Origin of the sequence: Phenylobacterium sp., assembly GCF_046290725.1 — a bacterium.
In the GTDB taxonomy this organism is placed as follows: Bacteria; Pseudomonadota; Alphaproteobacteria; order Caulobacterales; family Caulobacteraceae; genus Phenylobacterium.
The window spans coordinates 1,758,175-1,772,829 of record NZ_JBKBUH010000001.1 but is presented as its reverse complement, the minus strand read 5'-3'; the positions used below and the strand labels follow the sequence as shown (position 1 = coordinate 1,772,829).

The window sequence follows — 14,655 nt, the reverse complement described above, 5'->3', positions numbered from 1 at the left end:
AACGCCATGAAGTTCACGGCATTGGCCAGCGCTGCGACGATCGTCGTCCTCGCCGCCGTCGGCGCGGCCTGGGCGCAGGAGGGCGCCCTCAAGCCGGAAGAGGCCGCCGCCGCCGACGTGATCCGCGACTACCGCCTGGGCCCGGCCGACAAGGTGCGCATCACCGTCTTCGGCGAAGAGACCCTGACAGGCGAATATTCGGTTTCCGGCGCGGGTTTCATCTCCTTCCCGCTGATCGGCGAGGTGCGCGCCTCCGACCGGACCCTCGCCCAGGTGCGCGAGGAGATCCGCGCCAAACTGGCCGACGGCTACCTGCGCGAGCCGCGCATCAGCGCCGAGGTTCTGACCTTCCGCCCGTTCTACATCCTGGGCGAGGTGAACCGGCCCGGGCAGTATCCCTATACCGACGGCCTGACGGTGCCCAAGGCGGTGGCCACCGCCGGCGGATTCACCTATCGCGCGAACCAGAAGCGAGTATTCATCAAACGCAGCGATAGTCCGAACGAGGAAACCTATAATCTTACCGCCGAAACCGTGGTGGCTCCGGGCGACATCATCCGTATCGGCGAGAGGTTCTTCTAAATCCACGTTTCCCGGCGGGGCCGGAAATGCTAAACACCGAACAGCCGGCAGGGGGATCGGAATGGTGCGGAAACTTGCGCTTCTCGGAAGCTTGATCGGAAGCCTCGCCTGGGGCGGGGCGGGGCTGGCCGCCGCGCCCGCGGCGGGGGAACGCGACGTGCAGGGCCTGGCGCTCGCCATCGGCCGCGCCGCGGCGGCGGCCGAGGCTTCGGCGCCGGCCGACGGAACCCAGCCGGCGGTCGAGATCGCCGTGCAGGAGGTGATCGTCGGCGCCGCCCAGCCGCCGATGGTGGTGCGTAACGCCCTGCAGCGGGTGATCGCCGTCTGCACGCGGCCGGCCGACGCCGACCGCGGCGGCCTCGCCTGCCCCGGCGCGCCGGCGAGCTTCGCCGCCCTGCGCAACGTGCTGGGCGTGGTGGTCACCATGATCGAGGACGGCACCGCGGCGGTTGACGAGCCGGTGGCTTTCAGCACGCTGCCCTTGCCGATTCCCGGCGGCGGCGGCGCGGACTATCGTCGCGTGCCGTGACCCGGCGCGGCGCCGTTCCGGCGTCGGCCCTTTCCCCCCTCCAGACGGGCGATGAGATGTTGAAACCAGCGATCCTAGCCGGCGCGGCCCTGGCGTGGCTGTTCGGGGCGGGCCTGGCCGAAGCGCAGGTGCGCGGCGGCGAAGGCACGAACTTCTCCCGTGGCCGCAGCACCAGCGTGCGCGAGCGCCCCAAGCCCGGCTATGAGGCCGTGGGCCACCGGCTGGGGTCGTTCATGGTCTATCCGCGCGTCGACCTGGGCGTGACCTTCGACGACAACATCTTCGCCACCTCGACCGACGAGGAGAGCGATACGGTCTTCCTGATCGAGCCGCGGGTGGATGCGGTGTCGAACTGGTCCCGGCACCAGGTCTCGGCCACGGCGCGGGCGCGGTTCACCGAGTATTCCGACTGGTCCAGCGAGAGCCGCGCCGACTACACCGTGGGCGTCAACGGCCGGCTGGACGTCGACCGCAGCCTGGAGGTGACCGGCCGCGCCCGCTACGAGAAGTTGACGGAGCCCCGCTCGGCCATCGAAGCGTTCCAGAACCTGAACGAGCCGGTGCGCTACGAGGTGGAGAACTACGCCGCCGGCGTGTCGAAGGAGTTCAACCGCCTACGCCTGAACGGCACGGCCGAGGTCAGCCGCTACAGCTTCGAGAACGCCCGCATCGGCGGAGCCGTGGCGCCCCAGGGGTATCGCGACCGGACCGTGCAGGCCTTCACCGGCCGGGTGGACTATGCCGTCTCCCCCGACACCTACGTCTTCCTGCAGGGCTCCACCAACAAGCGCGAATACGACCTGAACTCGGCCGTGTTCGGCAACCGCGACTCCGACGGCTATGACGTGGCCGCAGGCGCCGACTTCGACCTGACCAACCTGATCCGCGGCCGCGTGCGCGTGGGCTATATGGAGCAGACGTTCGACGACGCGGCCCGCTTCGGAAAGCTGAGCGGTCTCTCAGCCGCCGGCGAGGTCGACTACTTCCTGACCCAGCTGACCACCGTCACCGTGCGCGCCTCCCGCGGCTTCCAGGACAGCGGCCTTTCCAATTCCGCCGGCTACGCCTCGACGGCGCTGGGCGTCCAGGCCGACCACGAACTGCTGCGCAACCTGATCCTCAACGCCCGTTGGGACTATGAACGGGCCGAGCACGAGGGGATCGACCGCACGGACGATCGCCACAATTTCTCCTTGGGCGGCACCTATCTCCTGAACCGTGCGCTGGGCCTGACGGCGTCCTATAGCTACTTCAATCAGGAGTCTTCTGGGCTCAACCGCGGCTTCGACTTCACCATAAACCGCGTTCAGCTTCTGCTTACGCTGCAGTACTAGGTTGGGCTCCTCCGGAGCTTAAGGTGTTCTGATGTTGCAGGTCCTGAAGGACGAGGCGGGGACGATCGGCGGCGGCGGCTCGCCGTTCGGGTTCGACCCGCTGGCGCTCGTGGCGCTCTTCAGGCGGCGACTGAAGCTGTTCCTCATCACGCTGCTGGCGATCTTCGTCGCGGTGGTGGGCTACGCTATGCAGCTCACGCCGCGCTACACCGCCTCGGCCGACGTGCTGATCGACACCCGGCGGACCGCGGCGTTGAACATCGAAGCGGTGATGTCGGGCCTGCCCAGCGACACCAACAGCGTCGACACCCAGGTCCAGATCCTGACCTCCCGCTCCCTGGCCGAACGGGTGGTGCGCAAGCTGCGCCTTCAGGAGGATCCGGAGTTCAACCCCGCCCTCGACGCCCGGCCCAGCCTGGTCGCCCGCGTGGCGCCCGGCGCCGACGCGCCGGCCCCGCAAAGGCCCAATCCCAACTCCCAGGCCGTGATCGACCAGACCGTCAGCCGCACGCTGTCGGGCCTGCGGGTCGAGCGGGCCGGCCTGACCTACATCCTGAAGGTGGCCTTCACCTCGGAGGACAGGCAGAAGGCGGCGCGGATCGCCAACGCCTTCGCCGACGAGTACATCGTCGACCAGCTGGAGGCGAAATATACCGCCACCGAAAAGGTCAACTCCTGGCTGAACGAGCGCCTTGTCACCCTGCGCCAGGAGGTGGAGGCCGCCGACGCACGCGTCGAGCAGTACAAGGTCGCCAATGGCCTGATGAGCGCCCAGGGCGCCACCATGGCCGAGCAGGAGGTCTCGACCCTCAACACCCAGCTCGCGGCGGCCCGCGCCGAACAGGCGGAAAAGGTGGCGCGGCTGGAGGCCGCCCGCCAGCAGCTGGCCCGCGGCGGCGGCGGCGCGGACGTCGGCGCGGCCCTGGGCTCAGGCACGGTTGGAGCCCTGCGCGCCCAGGAGGCCGAGGCCAGTCGCAGGCTCGCGGAGCTGAACGCGCGTTACGGTCCGCGGCACCCCGAGGTGCAGAAGGCCGAGGGGCAGCTCGCCGACATCCGCAGCCAGGTCCAGCAGGAGATCAACCGCATCCTCTCCAGCCTCGAGGCGGAGGTGCGGGTGGCGACCCAGCGGGCGAATTCCCTCGCCGGCAGCCAGGGCATGGCGCGCGGCGCCCTGGCCTCCAACTCCCGCGCCCAGGCCGGGCTGCTGGAGCTGCAGCGCAAGGCCGACGCCAGCCGTGCGATCTACGAATCCCTGCTCAACCGTTCCAAGGAGACCGCGGCCCAGGAAGGCATCCAGCAGCCTGACGCCCGCGTATTGTCCTATGCTCGGAACGGTTCGCAGTCCTATCCCAACCTTTCCCTGGCCGTCGCCTTCGCCCTGGCCTTCGGGATCATGGCCGGCGCCGGCGCCGTGGCGGTCGCCGAGCTGTTCGAGACAGGCTTCGCCACCGCCGACGCCGTCGAGCGCCGGCTGGGCGTTCCGCACCTGGCCAGCCTGCCATTGGCGCCGCGGCGCAACGGTCAGGCAGGCGGCCGAGCCGTGCCCCAGGACTATCTTGCCGACCATCCGCTCTCGGCCTTCGCCGAGGCGTTCCGCAACCTGCGCGCCTCGCTGCTGCTGGCGCCGGAAGGCGGCCAGGCGCCCAAGGTGGTGGCGATGTGCTCGGCCCTGCCGCACGAGGGCAAGACCGTCACGGCGTTCGGCTTGATGCGCACCATTGCGCTCTCCGGCGGCAAGGTGGTGCTGGTGGATGCGGACCTGCGCCGCCGCGGCGTGTCGAAGATGATCAAGGGCGCCGGCCCCGGCCTGGTCGAGGTGCTGGAAGGTCAGATCGCCTGGGAGCGCGCCATCGTCTCCGACCCGGCCAGCGGCGGCTTTGTCCTGCCCGTCGCCAAGACGCCGGACCATGGGGAAGACATCCTCGGCTCGGCCAAGATGGACGCCCTGATCGCCCAACTGCGCGAGCGGTTCGACATGGTGATCATCGACACCCCGCCGGTCCTCGCCCTCGCCGAATCCCGGCTGGTGGCGGCCAAGACCGATGGCGTCGTCTTCGTGGTCCGCTGGCGCAAGACCCCGGCCAAGGCGGCCGAACTCGGGCTGGGCGCCCTGGCCGACAGCGGCGTTAAGGTGCTGGGCGTCACCCTGAGCCAGGTGGATTTCGACCGACAGCGCGCGTTCGGCTACGGCGACGGCAGCTACTATTACAGCAACTATCGGGACTATTACGCCAAGTGACGGCGGCGCCCGCCCGGCCTGCACCGGTTCCGACCTACGTGTCCGGCCCGGTCCGCGCCCTCCGCTGGGCGACCTCGCCGGCGCTGATCGTCAGCCTGATCTTCTTCGGCGCGCTGCTCGACTTCGGCGGCGGCAGTTCCGCCTCGGCCCTGTTCTGGGCGTCGCTGCAATGCGCCTGCGCGGCCTACGCCCTGGCCTGGCGGCCTGAAACGCTTCACCCGCCGCGACGCCTGGAGGTCGCGGCGGCGATCCTCTACCTCGCCCTTCTGGCCGTGGCGGCGCTTGCGCTTACACCAGTCCTGCCGGCGCCGCTCGACCGATATGCCGCGCTGGTCGAACTGGCCAGGCTGACCGGCCTGCTGGCCCTTTGCATCGTCGGCTGGCGCGTCGCTTCGGACGAGGCCGAGGCGACGCGCCTGTTCGGCTATCTGACCCTAGGCTGCGGCCTCTACGCCGCCTGGGCGATCTTCGCCTTCCTGGATGCCCCGGCCTTCGTGCTCGGGCTGGAGAAGCAGATGCATGTGGAGCGGTTGTCCGGCTCCCTGCTCAGCGCCAACACCGCCGGCAGCCTGTTCGGCGCGGTCGGCTGCGCGCTCGCGGTGCGCCTGATGCGGCGGATCGGCCGACGGATCGGCTCGCGGCGAGCCCAGAGCGCACGCTGGGGGCGTGATGTCGGCGACGCCGCCCTGCTGGCGGTGCTGTGGCTCGCCCTGCTGCTCACCGTCTCGCGCGCGGCGGTGACCGTAAGCCTCGCGGTCCTCGGGCTCTTCCTGCTGTTGGAGCTGCGCCGCTACGTCAAACGCCGGCGCCTGAGCGCGCGCAGCACAGCCTTCGCCAGCGCTGCAGCCGCGGCCGGCTTCCTCCTGATCGTCGCCGGCAGCGTGAGCAGCCAACTGGAAGGGCAGTTCGGCCGCCTCGGCGCCGACGCCGTGTCCAGGATCGGAATCCTGGAGGCCTACGAGCCGCTGATACGGGAGGTTCCGCCGTTCGGCTACGGCTTCGGCGCCTTCCCCACCCTCAACGCCAGCCAGGTGACGCAGGCCAACTTCGCCGACCTCTGGAACCTGGGCGCGGCGCACAATCTCCTTCTGCAATGGTGGCTGGAGGCCGGACCAGTGGGGACCGCCCTTGGCGCGGCCGTACTGGGGCTGGTGCTGCTCCGCCTGGCCCTGCGGCTTTCGGGGAGCGAGACCGGCCGCTGGCGGGCGGCCTGCGCCTTGGCCGCCGCCGCCGTGCTGCTGGCGCACAATATGGTCGACTATTCGCTGCAGGCGCCGGCCATCGCCGGCCTCTTGGCCATTCTCCTGGGCTTCGGCATGGGGGAAGCCAAGCGCCGCCCGGCGCCCTGAGGGTCAACGCCCCTTCGGCGGCGCGCTGCGTACGGCGAGCCGGAGCGCCAGCTGACCGGTCGGATCGCGCACCTGGGCCAGCACGTTGCGCACGGCCCCGTGAGTCGGCCATTGGCCATGGAAGGCCCGCGCCTCCGCAACCGCCCGGTCGCGGAGCGGCGGACTCGCCGCGCCCCAGTTCTCGAAGATGAACTGGAGCCGCCAAGCAAAGGCCTCCGCATCGAGCGGCGCCGCCTCGTAGGAGGTCAGAAGCGCCTGCTGCACCGACGCATCGAACCGGCCCGAGAGGCGATAGCGGGCATAGGCCTGGCGGCACCAGGCCGAGGCCGAACGCGGGTTCCAGGCGAGCTCCCGCGTCAGGGCCTCCTGGGCGGCAGCCACGTCGCCGCCCCGCAAGGCTCGCACGCTCTGGGCCGCAAGGGCTTCCGGACCGGCCAGGGGATTGGCCGCAACGCCTGAGCTCCACCACAGCCAGCCGCCCGCGGCGGCGGCCAGCCCGAACAGCGCAGCCGCGCCCAGGGCCGCCAACCGCAGCGTCCCGCCCGGCTCCGCCGTCGTTCCGTCATGCTTGCCTGGCATCGTCCACCGGCCCCCGCCGAACACCCGTTAGGGAGAGGTTGTTCATCATGCCGCTTAACTTCGGCCTTACGGCCGCGCGTTAAGCATGTAGCCTACCGCAATGACCGCGGAGATGCGCGTGCGCCGCCCGACCGTTTTTCTCGCCAGCGCCTGCGTCGTTTGGACGACGGCGGCGCTCGCCGGTCCGCCGGCCGCGCCAGAAATGCCGCTGGGCGCGCGTACGGCGCCGCCCGTCGCCTATGCGGTCTTCTGCCAGGCGCATCCGGACGAATGCGCCGAGGTCGCCGCGGGGACGCCGGAGGCCATGAAGACCTTGTGGCGGGAAGCCTTCGCCCCTGAGTGGACCGGCGCGATCGGCGAACGGGCGACACCTCGGGCGCCGGCGCCGCCGGTTTCAATTTCGGACGCCGCCCCCGGCGAGCATCGGATCGCTTTGACACCCGAGACCTTGCGCCTGCTCGATCAGGTGAACCGCGAGGTGAACCGCGCCATCGCTCCGGCGCCCGATCTGGCGGCTGGCCGACCGGCCGACGTCTGGAGCCTGCCGCTCACCCACGGCGGCGGCTCCGGCGACTGCGAAGACTATGTGCTGGAAAAGCGCCGCGCGCTGAAGGCGGCGGGCGTGCCTGCGAAAGCCCTGTCGATCGCCGTCGCCCGGACGCCTGCGGGCGAGACACACGCGGTCCTGCTGGTCGCCACCGACCGTGGGGAATTGGTGCTCGACAACCGCTCGCAGTGGATCGCGCCCTGGGCCCAGGTGGGCTATCGATGGGTGAAACGTCAGGCCCCGGGCGACCCCGGGACATGGGTCCGCGTCGAACTCTGAGGGCTTCCCGCTTCCGCATGCGCGTCAGCGTCGTCATCTGCACCCGCAATCGCGCGGCCTCCCTCGATCGGACGCTCGGCTCGCTGGCGGCCATGGGCGCGCCCGCCGGAACGCCGTGGGAACTGGTGATCGTCGACAACGGCGGAACCGATGCGACGCCGGAGGTGGTGGCGGGTCACGTCGGCGCCCTTCCGGTGCGCCGGGTGTTCGAGCCGGAGCCGGGGCTGTCCAACGCCCGCAACCGCGGCGTGGCCGAGGCCCGCGGCGACTACATCGTCTGGACCGACGACGACGTGATAGTCCAGCCCGGCTGGCTCTCGGCCTATCTGCACGCCTTCGAGACCTTTCCGGAGGCCGCGGTGTTCGGCGGCAAGGTGACCCCTAGCCTGGAGGCTCCCACGCCGGACTGGTTCTCGCAGAACCGCGACCTGCTCGCCTTCCTGATCGCCGAGCGGGATTTCGGGGCCGAGCCCGTGACTCTGGACGCCGCCGAGCACCGCCTGCCCTTCGGCGCCAATTTCGCCATCCGCGGCGCGGAACAGCGGGCCCACCGCTATGATCCGGATCTGGGCGTGGGCCCCGGCCGCAACCGCTCCGGCGAGGAGACGGCGGTGATCCGCGCCATCCTGGCGGAGGGCGCCCGCGGCGTCTGGATCCCCGACGCCGAGGTGCTGCACCTCATCCCGGCGGCGCGGCAGACCGAGGCCTATGTGGTGGACTACTACCGCGGCATCGGGGCCACCTGGGCGCACCTGCACGGGCGAGCCGGCGAGAACTTCATGGGGCCGAACCTGGCGCAGGATCGCCCCCGCGTGCTGGGCGCCCCGGCGCTCGCCTGGCGCAAGCAGTGGGAGCATCGGCTGAAGTACCTGGCGCTACGGCCGACCGCCCCGCCCCGACGCTGGCTGTGGCACCTGACCCAGTACGGCTTCTATCGCGGCGCGGTGGAGCAGTGGCGGCTTCAGGCCGGCCTCGCCTGACCGCGATCAGAACACCAGTTCGAAGCGCCCCAACGCCCGGTCGGCCAGCGCCCGGACGAACGCCTGCGGCAGCCAGCGCGCCGCGCCCAGATCGCTGTCGAGCGACGCTAAGGCGCTACGGAGGTTCGCGGGCCGGCGGGCGGCCGTGCGCAGGATCATGAAGGCGATCTGGTCCTCGCTGCGCCGACGCCGGGCGCGGGCGAGTTCGGCGTCGGCGGCCGCAAGGGTGCGGTCCTGCTCGAGGGCGCGATACTTGCGCAGGATCGAGGTCAGCACCTTCAGGAGGCCCGGATTGTCCCAGTCCAGCAGCCCCGTGAACATGTTGACGCCATCATTGCGTCGGACCGCGCCGACATGGCCGCTCACCGCCACCTCGCGCGCGGCGGCGGCCAGGGCGATCCAGAACAGATGGTCCTCACCCGCATTGCGCAGCTCCTGTCGAAAGCGCGCGTGTGCGAGCCGCTCGCGCCGATAGACGACGCTGGAGGCGTGGGCGGGATGGTCGCGCAGGATCAGGCTGCGGGCCTCCGACCCTGACAGCATCCGAGGCCCGTGTTCCAGCACCTCACGCCCGAAGGCCGAGCGCTCGAACCAGGTCCGGCCGTCGCCTTCGTCCACATCGCAGAAATAGAGGTCGGCGCCGGCGCCCAGCGCCTCCAGCGCACGGCGCAGATGATCGGGACGCCAGACGTCGTCGGAATCGAGGAAGGCCGCGAAGGCCGCCTCGGGGCCGAGACGCTCCAGGGCCGCATTGCGGGCCGCCGCGGGGCCGCCGTTCGGCTGGACGTGGATTTCGACGGAAACCTGCCCGGGCGCTTCCAGCCCCGCCGCCTCGGCCGAGGCCGGTGCTGGCGAGGCGTCGTCCACCACCAGCACCCGCAGGCTTATCCCCTGCGGCAGATCCTGGGCGATGATGGAACTCAGCGCCCGGCGCAGGATGCCGGGCGCGGTCTGATAATAGGGAATGACAATGGCGACCTGCGTCATCGCCCCTTCATCCGCGCGCGCGGCCGACGGAAATCCACCGGAGCACGGCGTAGCCGCCGAAGGCGAACAGGAGCAGGGTCGCCAGACCGAACGGTCCGATCATCAGTTCGGTGAAGGTCCGCGCCATCAGGCTGAGATAGGTGGTGAAGAAGAAGGCCGCGGCGATGGTCGCTTCGCGGAGGAAGGCGGCCAGGCTCAGCAGACCGATGGCGCCGATCGTGACCACGAAGACCGCGAGACCCACATAGCCCAGGTCGACCGTCACCTCCTTGTAGGTGTTGTGGAAGTTGAAGCCGTGGCCGGACTTCAGATTGGCCCAGCGGAGCAGGCCCTGCGTGGTCGTCGAGTTTCCCAGCCAGATGGCGCGATAGCCATGGCCGATCGCCGGGCGCTGCGCGATCAGCCGGTCGGCATGCATCCAGAGATAGGTCCGGCCGGTCAGGGTCGGATCCTTCTTGAACACCGTGGTCGAGATGCGCTGGGCCTGTTCGACGATGGCGTCCTTGGCCACAACCGCCGGCGTGGCGACGGCCAGGCCCAGCAGCACGACGCCCAGGCGCGCCCCGGGCTTGAGCCCCCGGATCGACATCAGCCCCACGAAGACGGCGGCCGCGCCGATGGCGGTGAGGATGCCGCTTGCGGAGTTGGCCTGGACGAGCAGGCCCAGGGCGGTCACCGCCCCGATCGGCGCCGACCAACGCATCCAGGCCGGCTGCGTCCGGTCGAAGAACACCGCCACCGCCGCCGACAGGGCGAGCTGGGAGGCGAAGGCCATCTGGTTCTTGGAGCCTGTCAGGCCGATCATCACCGGCCCTTCCATCGACATCCCGTAGCGACCGCTGACCAGGGAGCCGAACACCACGATCAGGTTCGCCACATAGAGGGCGCCCAGGAAGCGGTTCGGGCCGAGCGAGGCGGCGGCGATCAGGCCGGCGAGGGCCGTGAAGGCGAACTGCAAGCCATAGCGAAAGCTCACCTCCGGCGCCGTCGACCAAACCGCCGAGGCGACGGCGAGCAAGGGAAAGATCGCGAAGGGCCAAAGCCGAGGCGCATTGGCCAGCAGCTCACGCCAGCGGATCGCCGCCACCAGCAGCACGAGGAGGATCTGCAGGAGCGTGCTGATCGCCCCTAAAGTCTGGATGCTCATCAGCGCCAGCACGGCCGTCACCAGGGCCTGCAGCACCAATGGATGGTTGGGATTGAGCTGGAACGGCGCCGAGGCGGCGCGGGCGAGGCGAGCTTCGGTCATCGACGCAGCTTGTCCCTGGCGATGGCGGCGGCGACGCCGGGGCCGCTACGCACGTCCAGCAGCATGCGGGCGACGCGCCCGTAGTCGCGTTCAGCCTTGGCCTGCAGCACCTGGCGGTGGGCGACCTTCACCCGCAGGCTCTGTTCGTGCCGCCGCAGCGCCCTCAGCTCGGACGGGGCCAGGCATGCGGTCTGGGCCAGGCCGGCGTCGAAGGCGCAGAGGGCGGCCAGATCCTCGGCCGAGTGCCGGCCGCTCAAGGAGTCGGGGCGGACCACCGAGACATAGCCGCAGGGCGGGACGACCTTGAACCGGGCGCCGGCGGCCAAGGCTCGGGCGTAGAGCGCGAAGTCCTCGCCCAGGCGCAGGGAAGGATCGTAGACCAGGCCGTGCGTCGTGAGGAAATCGCGCCGCATCAGCGGCTTGAGGAAGCCAAGTTCGCCGCGCGGGCGGCCCGGACGGCTGATATTGCCCAGAACGAACCGCTCGAAGGTCAGGAAATCTTCATCATCCTCGGCAAGCTCAAGGAGCCCCCGCGGCTTCACGGTCGCCCCGTCGTCGTCGCTGTAGAGGAGGTCGTCAGCCAGGATGTCGCAAGCCGCAGACCGCGCGAGCATCTTGCCGATCCGGCCCGGCAGCATGAAGTCGTCGGCGTCGAGGATGGCGACCAAGTCGGCGCGCGCCGCCTCCAGCGCGCGGTTGCGGGCGCCGGACGGGCCGAGATTGCGCTCAAGCCGGATCGTCTGCAGTCTCCCGTCGCCCGCGGCCGTCGCCGCACCGCAGGTATCGTCGGCGGAGCCGTCGTCCACCAGGATCACTTGCGCGACCTCCGGCTGGGCCAAGGCGGAACGCACCGCCCGGCCGACCGTGGCGGCGGCGTCCTTGGCGGCGATAATGACGCAGACGGTGGGGCTGGCGCTTGCGCTCATGGGGCGTCCGGGGCGATGGCCGACTCCTAAGGCGCGCCGGCTTTCGGGGGAATACTCGCGGTGAAACTTGCCTATTTCGTTCACGACCTGGGCGATGCGGCGGTCGCCCGGCGGACAGAGATGCTGCAGAAAGGCGGCGCCCGCGTGACGGTGCTGGGCTTTCGCCGCACGGAAAGCGCGCCGGAAAGCGTGGCCGGCGCGACCGCCGTCGACCTCGGACGCTCCTATGACGCCCGGCTCGCCCACCGCGCCCTGGCCGTAGCGCGGGAGACGGTGCGGGCCGGCCGGTTGCGCGACGCGCTTGCGGGCGCCGAGGTCGTGGTGGCGCGCAATCTGGAGATGCTGACCGTCGCCGAGCGCGCCCGCCGGCTGGCGGCGCCCGCCGCCGCGCTCGCCTACGAGTGCCTGGACATCCACCGCGCTATGCTGTCGACAGGCGCCGCGGGCCGGCTCCTGCGCGCGCACGAGCGGCGGCTCCTGCAGCAGGCGAGCCTGTTGATCGTCAGTTCGCCGGCCTTCCTCGAGGCCTATTTCGATCGCGTGCAGCACAGCGCCACGCCTAGCCTCCTGGTGGAGAACAAGGTGCTCGTCGAGGACGCCGACGCGCTTCCCCGCCCGGCCGCGCCCGCAGCGGCGTCCGGGCCGCCCTGGCGCATCGGCTGGTTCGGCGTCATCCGCTGCCGGCGCAGCCTGGAGATCCTCGCCGAGTTGGTCCGCAGCCGGCCGGACCTTGCCGAAGTGGTGATCCGAGGCCGGCCGGCGCGGCACGAGTTCGACGATTTCGACCGCACGGTGGCGGAAACCCCGGGCCTGAGCTTCCAAGGCGCCTATGCGCCGGCCGATCTTCCCCGCATCTATGGCGAGGTGCACTTCACCTGGGCCATCGACTATTTCGAGGCGGGACAGAACTCCGAGTGGCTGCTGCCCAACCGCCTCTATGAAGGCGGCCTCCACGGCGCGCCGCCGATCGCCCTGGCCTCGGTGCAGACGGGGCGCTGGCTGGCCGCCCACGGCGCGGGGCTCCTGCTTCAGGATCCGGAGACCGAACTGGCCGGCGCGCTCGGCGGGATGACGCCCGAGCGGTATTCGGAGTTCTTTGCGGCCACCGCCTGCATCCCCGTCCGCGACCTTGCCGCCGACGCCCAGGATTGCCGGGGGCTCGTTGAACGCCTGGCGCAGGCGAGGCCGTAATGATCGCCCGCGACACCCTGGTGGTGGTGCCCACTCTCAACGAAGCCGCCCACATCGAAGGCGTGCTCCAGCAGCTGTTCGATGACGCGGGCGTCGCCCGGATGCTGATCGTGGTCGCCGACGGCGGCAGCACCGACGGGACGCCGGAGATCGTCGCCCGCATCGCCGCGGCCCGGCATAACGTCGTCCTCCTGCACAACCCGAAGCGCCTCCAAAGCGCGGCGGTGAACGCCGCCGTCGCCGCCCGTGGCGCGGGCATGACCTGGCTGGGCCGCGTCGACGCCCACGCCGCCTATCCGCCGAACTACGTCTCGCGCCTGATCGCCGTCGCCGAGGAGACCGGCGCCGATTCCGTCACCACCTCGATGGTCGCGCGCGGGGAGACCTGCTTCCAAAGGGCCGCGGCGGCGGCCCAGAACTCGCGCCTGGGCACCGGCGGTTCGGCGCACCGAGCCGGAACCCGCAGCGCCTGGGTCGATCACGGCCACCACGCCCTGATGCGCATGGCCGCCTTCGTGGCGGCCGGCGGCTACGACGAGACCTTCAGCCACAACGAGGACGCCGAGCTCGACCATCGGCTGGGAGCCCAGGGCTCGCGCATCTGGCTGACCACCGAGGTCGCCATCGACTATTTCCCCCGCCGGACGGCGCGCGCGCTGTTCCGCCAGTACCGCAACTATGGGCAGGGCCGGGCCCGGACGGTGCGGCTACACCGCACGCCCTTGAAGATTCGCCAGATGCTGCCGCTTGCGGTCGCGCCGGCGATCATGCTGGCGCTGGCCTCGCCGGCCTTCTGGCCCCTGGCGCTGCCGGCGCTGGTCTGGGCCGGGACTTGCCTCGGCTACGGCCTTGTGCTGGGGCGGGACCGCTGCAGCGCCCTCGCCGGCTGGCCGGCCATGGTCATGCACCTGGGCTGGTCGCTCGGCTTCCTGGGGCAGTGGGTCCTCGGCCGCGAGCCGGTCAGTAGAGCCTGATGTCCTGGAAGCCGGCCAATCGAACGCTCGCGCCGGCGTGCAGGGCCGCCCGCACCAGCCGCCGGCGCCAGCCCGCCGGGGAAAAGGCGTGAAACCCGGCGTCGGCCGTGCAGATCGCCGCCTTGGCCACGGCGAGGACGAGATTCAGCGGCCGGTTCGCCCCCTGGCCGATCAGCAGGCGGGCATGGGTCTGCCCGGAGCGGAAGGCGCGCTTCAGCAGCCAGTCGAGGCGAGCGCGCCCCTCCGGCACAGGCTCCAGAGCCAGGGCTTCCGGGCAATAGGCGAACCGGGCGCCTCGACGGCCGAGTTCGTGGAAGAAGACCGTATCCTCGCCACCGGTGCGGCCCAGGTCGAGATCGAAGGCGAGGTCGCCCAGCACCTCGCGCCGGATCAGGACATTGCCCGCTGGACCGGTGACGATGGCGCCGTCCCGGCGCACCGGCGAGGGCGTGGTGTGCAGGTCGGCGCGCGCGACCCAGGTCGGCAAGTCGGCGCCATAGACCGCCCGCACGGCGCCGAACACCACATCCGCCCCTTGGTCCGCTCCACATGCCAGCAGGCGGCTCAGCCAGGCCGGGTCGGCCGTCTCGTCATCGTCCAGAAAGGCGAGATAGGGGGCGTCGGCCGCCGCCAGGGCGGCGTTGCGGGCGATGGAGATGTTGCGGGCGGGGGCGTGAACATAGAGCATCGGCAGGCCGTGGACGCGCCCGGCCTCGATCACCGTATCCCGCGCGCTGGGCGTCTCGTCGTTGTCCACCACCACCAGCCGGACCGCGACGCCAGGCGGCAGGTCCTGGGCCGCCACGGAGGCTATGGCCGCTACGACCGAAGGCCGGCGGAAGGTGCAGATGCAGACATCGACGGTCGTGGCGGCGGACACGGCGGCTCCGTCATGATGATGGCCGATTGG

General features: G+C 70.8%; 14 protein-coding genes. 9 read left to right on the top strand and 5 right to left on the bottom strand.

The genetic code is table 11. The features are described from left to right. The first annotated feature begins 6 nt into the window (after positions 1-6). The 5 genes from ACK41C_RS09215 to ACK41C_RS09195 all read left to right on the top strand — a co-directional run bounded on the left by ACK41C_RS09215 (position 7) and on the right by ACK41C_RS09195 (position 6,033). On the top strand, positions 7-582 hold the full coding sequence (locus ACK41C_RS09215) for a polysaccharide biosynthesis/export family protein (protein WP_409653039.1): 576 nt from the start codon (positions 7-9) through the stop codon (positions 580-582). 61 nt (positions 583-643) lie between these two features. After that, on the top strand, positions 644-1,111 hold the full coding sequence (locus tag ACK41C_RS09210) for a hypothetical protein (protein WP_409653037.1): 468 nt from the start codon (positions 644-646) through the stop codon (positions 1,109-1,111). 56 nt (positions 1,112-1,167) lie between these two features. After that, positions 1,168-2,445 (top strand): outer membrane beta-barrel protein, encoded by a 1,278-nt coding sequence (locus ACK41C_RS09205; RefSeq protein ID WP_409653035.1) that lies wholly within the window; start codon positions 1,168-1,170, stop codon positions 2,443-2,445. Positions 2,446-2,476: 31 nt separating this feature from the next. Continuing rightward, a complete protein-coding gene (locus ACK41C_RS09200) occupies positions 2,477-4,684 on the top strand; it encodes a GumC family protein (RefSeq protein ID WP_409653033.1) in 2,208 nt (735 codons plus the stop codon). 38 nt (positions 4,685-4,722) lie between these two features. Further along, positions 4,723-6,033, top strand: a complete 1,311-nt coding sequence (locus tag ACK41C_RS09195) for an O-antigen ligase family protein (protein ID WP_409653031.1) — start codon at positions 4,723-4,725, stop codon at positions 6,031-6,033. A 3-nt stretch (positions 6,034-6,036) separates the two neighbouring features. Here the strand turns inward: ACK41C_RS09195 and ACK41C_RS09190 are convergent, their stop codons facing one another. Then, positions 6,037-6,612: a hypothetical protein gene (locus ACK41C_RS09190; protein WP_409653029.1), complete on the bottom strand. Its 576-nt coding sequence runs from the start codon at positions 6,610-6,612 to the stop codon at positions 6,037-6,039. 118 nt (positions 6,613-6,730) lie between these two features. Between ACK41C_RS09190 and ACK41C_RS09185 the strand changes: the two genes are divergently transcribed. Next, on the top strand, positions 6,731-7,438 hold the full coding sequence (locus ACK41C_RS09185; RefSeq protein ID WP_409653027.1) for a transglutaminase-like cysteine peptidase: 708 nt from the start codon (positions 6,731-6,733) through the stop codon (positions 7,436-7,438). A gap of 17 nt (positions 7,439-7,455) precedes the next feature. Next, positions 7,456-8,418 carry a glycosyltransferase family 2 protein gene (locus ACK41C_RS09180; RefSeq protein WP_409653025.1) on the top strand — a complete coding sequence of 321 codons (963 nt, stop codon included), beginning with the start codon at positions 7,456-7,458 and terminating at the stop codon, positions 8,416-8,418. A gap of 6 nt (positions 8,419-8,424) precedes the next feature. On the opposite strand, the gene ACK41C_RS09175 is transcribed toward ACK41C_RS09180, so the two are convergent. Genes ACK41C_RS09175 through ACK41C_RS09165 form a run of 3 tightly spaced genes read right to left on the bottom strand, consistent with a single transcriptional unit; the run spans position 8,425 to position 11,580 of the window. Next, on the bottom strand, positions 8,425-9,405 hold the full coding sequence (locus ACK41C_RS09175) for a glycosyltransferase family A protein (protein ID WP_409653023.1): 981 nt from the start codon (positions 9,403-9,405) through the stop codon (positions 8,425-8,427). 7 nt (positions 9,406-9,412) lie between these two features. Continuing rightward, positions 9,413-10,654, bottom strand: coding sequence for an O-antigen ligase family protein (locus ACK41C_RS09170; protein WP_409653021.1), 1,242 nt, complete (start codon positions 10,652-10,654; stop codon positions 9,413-9,415). Continuing rightward, positions 10,651-11,580 carry a glycosyltransferase family 2 protein gene (locus ACK41C_RS09165; protein ID WP_409653019.1) on the bottom strand — a complete coding sequence of 310 codons (930 nt, stop codon included), beginning with the start codon at positions 11,578-11,580 and terminating at the stop codon, positions 10,651-10,653. Before ACK41C_RS09165 ends, ACK41C_RS09170 begins: the two co-directional genes overlap by 4 nt. 60 nt (positions 11,581-11,640) lie before the next feature. Here ACK41C_RS09165 and ACK41C_RS09160 point away from each other — a divergent pair, with 60 nt between their 5' ends. Beyond that, complete coding sequence (locus tag ACK41C_RS09160; protein WP_409653017.1) at positions 11,641-12,771, top strand: glycosyl transferase family 1; 1,131 nt, start codon at positions 11,641-11,643, stop codon at positions 12,769-12,771. Next, positions 12,771-13,745, top strand: a complete 975-nt coding sequence (locus tag ACK41C_RS09155; protein ID WP_409653014.1) for a glycosyltransferase family 2 protein — start codon at positions 12,771-12,773, stop codon at positions 13,743-13,745. Before ACK41C_RS09160 ends, ACK41C_RS09155 begins: the two co-directional genes overlap by 1 nt. On the opposite strand, the gene ACK41C_RS09150 is transcribed toward ACK41C_RS09155, so the two are convergent. Beyond that, positions 13,732-14,625 carry a glycosyltransferase gene (locus ACK41C_RS09150; RefSeq protein ID WP_409653012.1) on the bottom strand — a complete coding sequence of 298 codons (894 nt, stop codon included), beginning with the start codon at positions 14,623-14,625 and terminating at the stop codon, positions 13,732-13,734. The genes ACK41C_RS09155 and ACK41C_RS09150 overlap by 14 nt on opposite strands. Between the last annotated feature and the right edge of the window lie 30 nt (positions 14,626-14,655).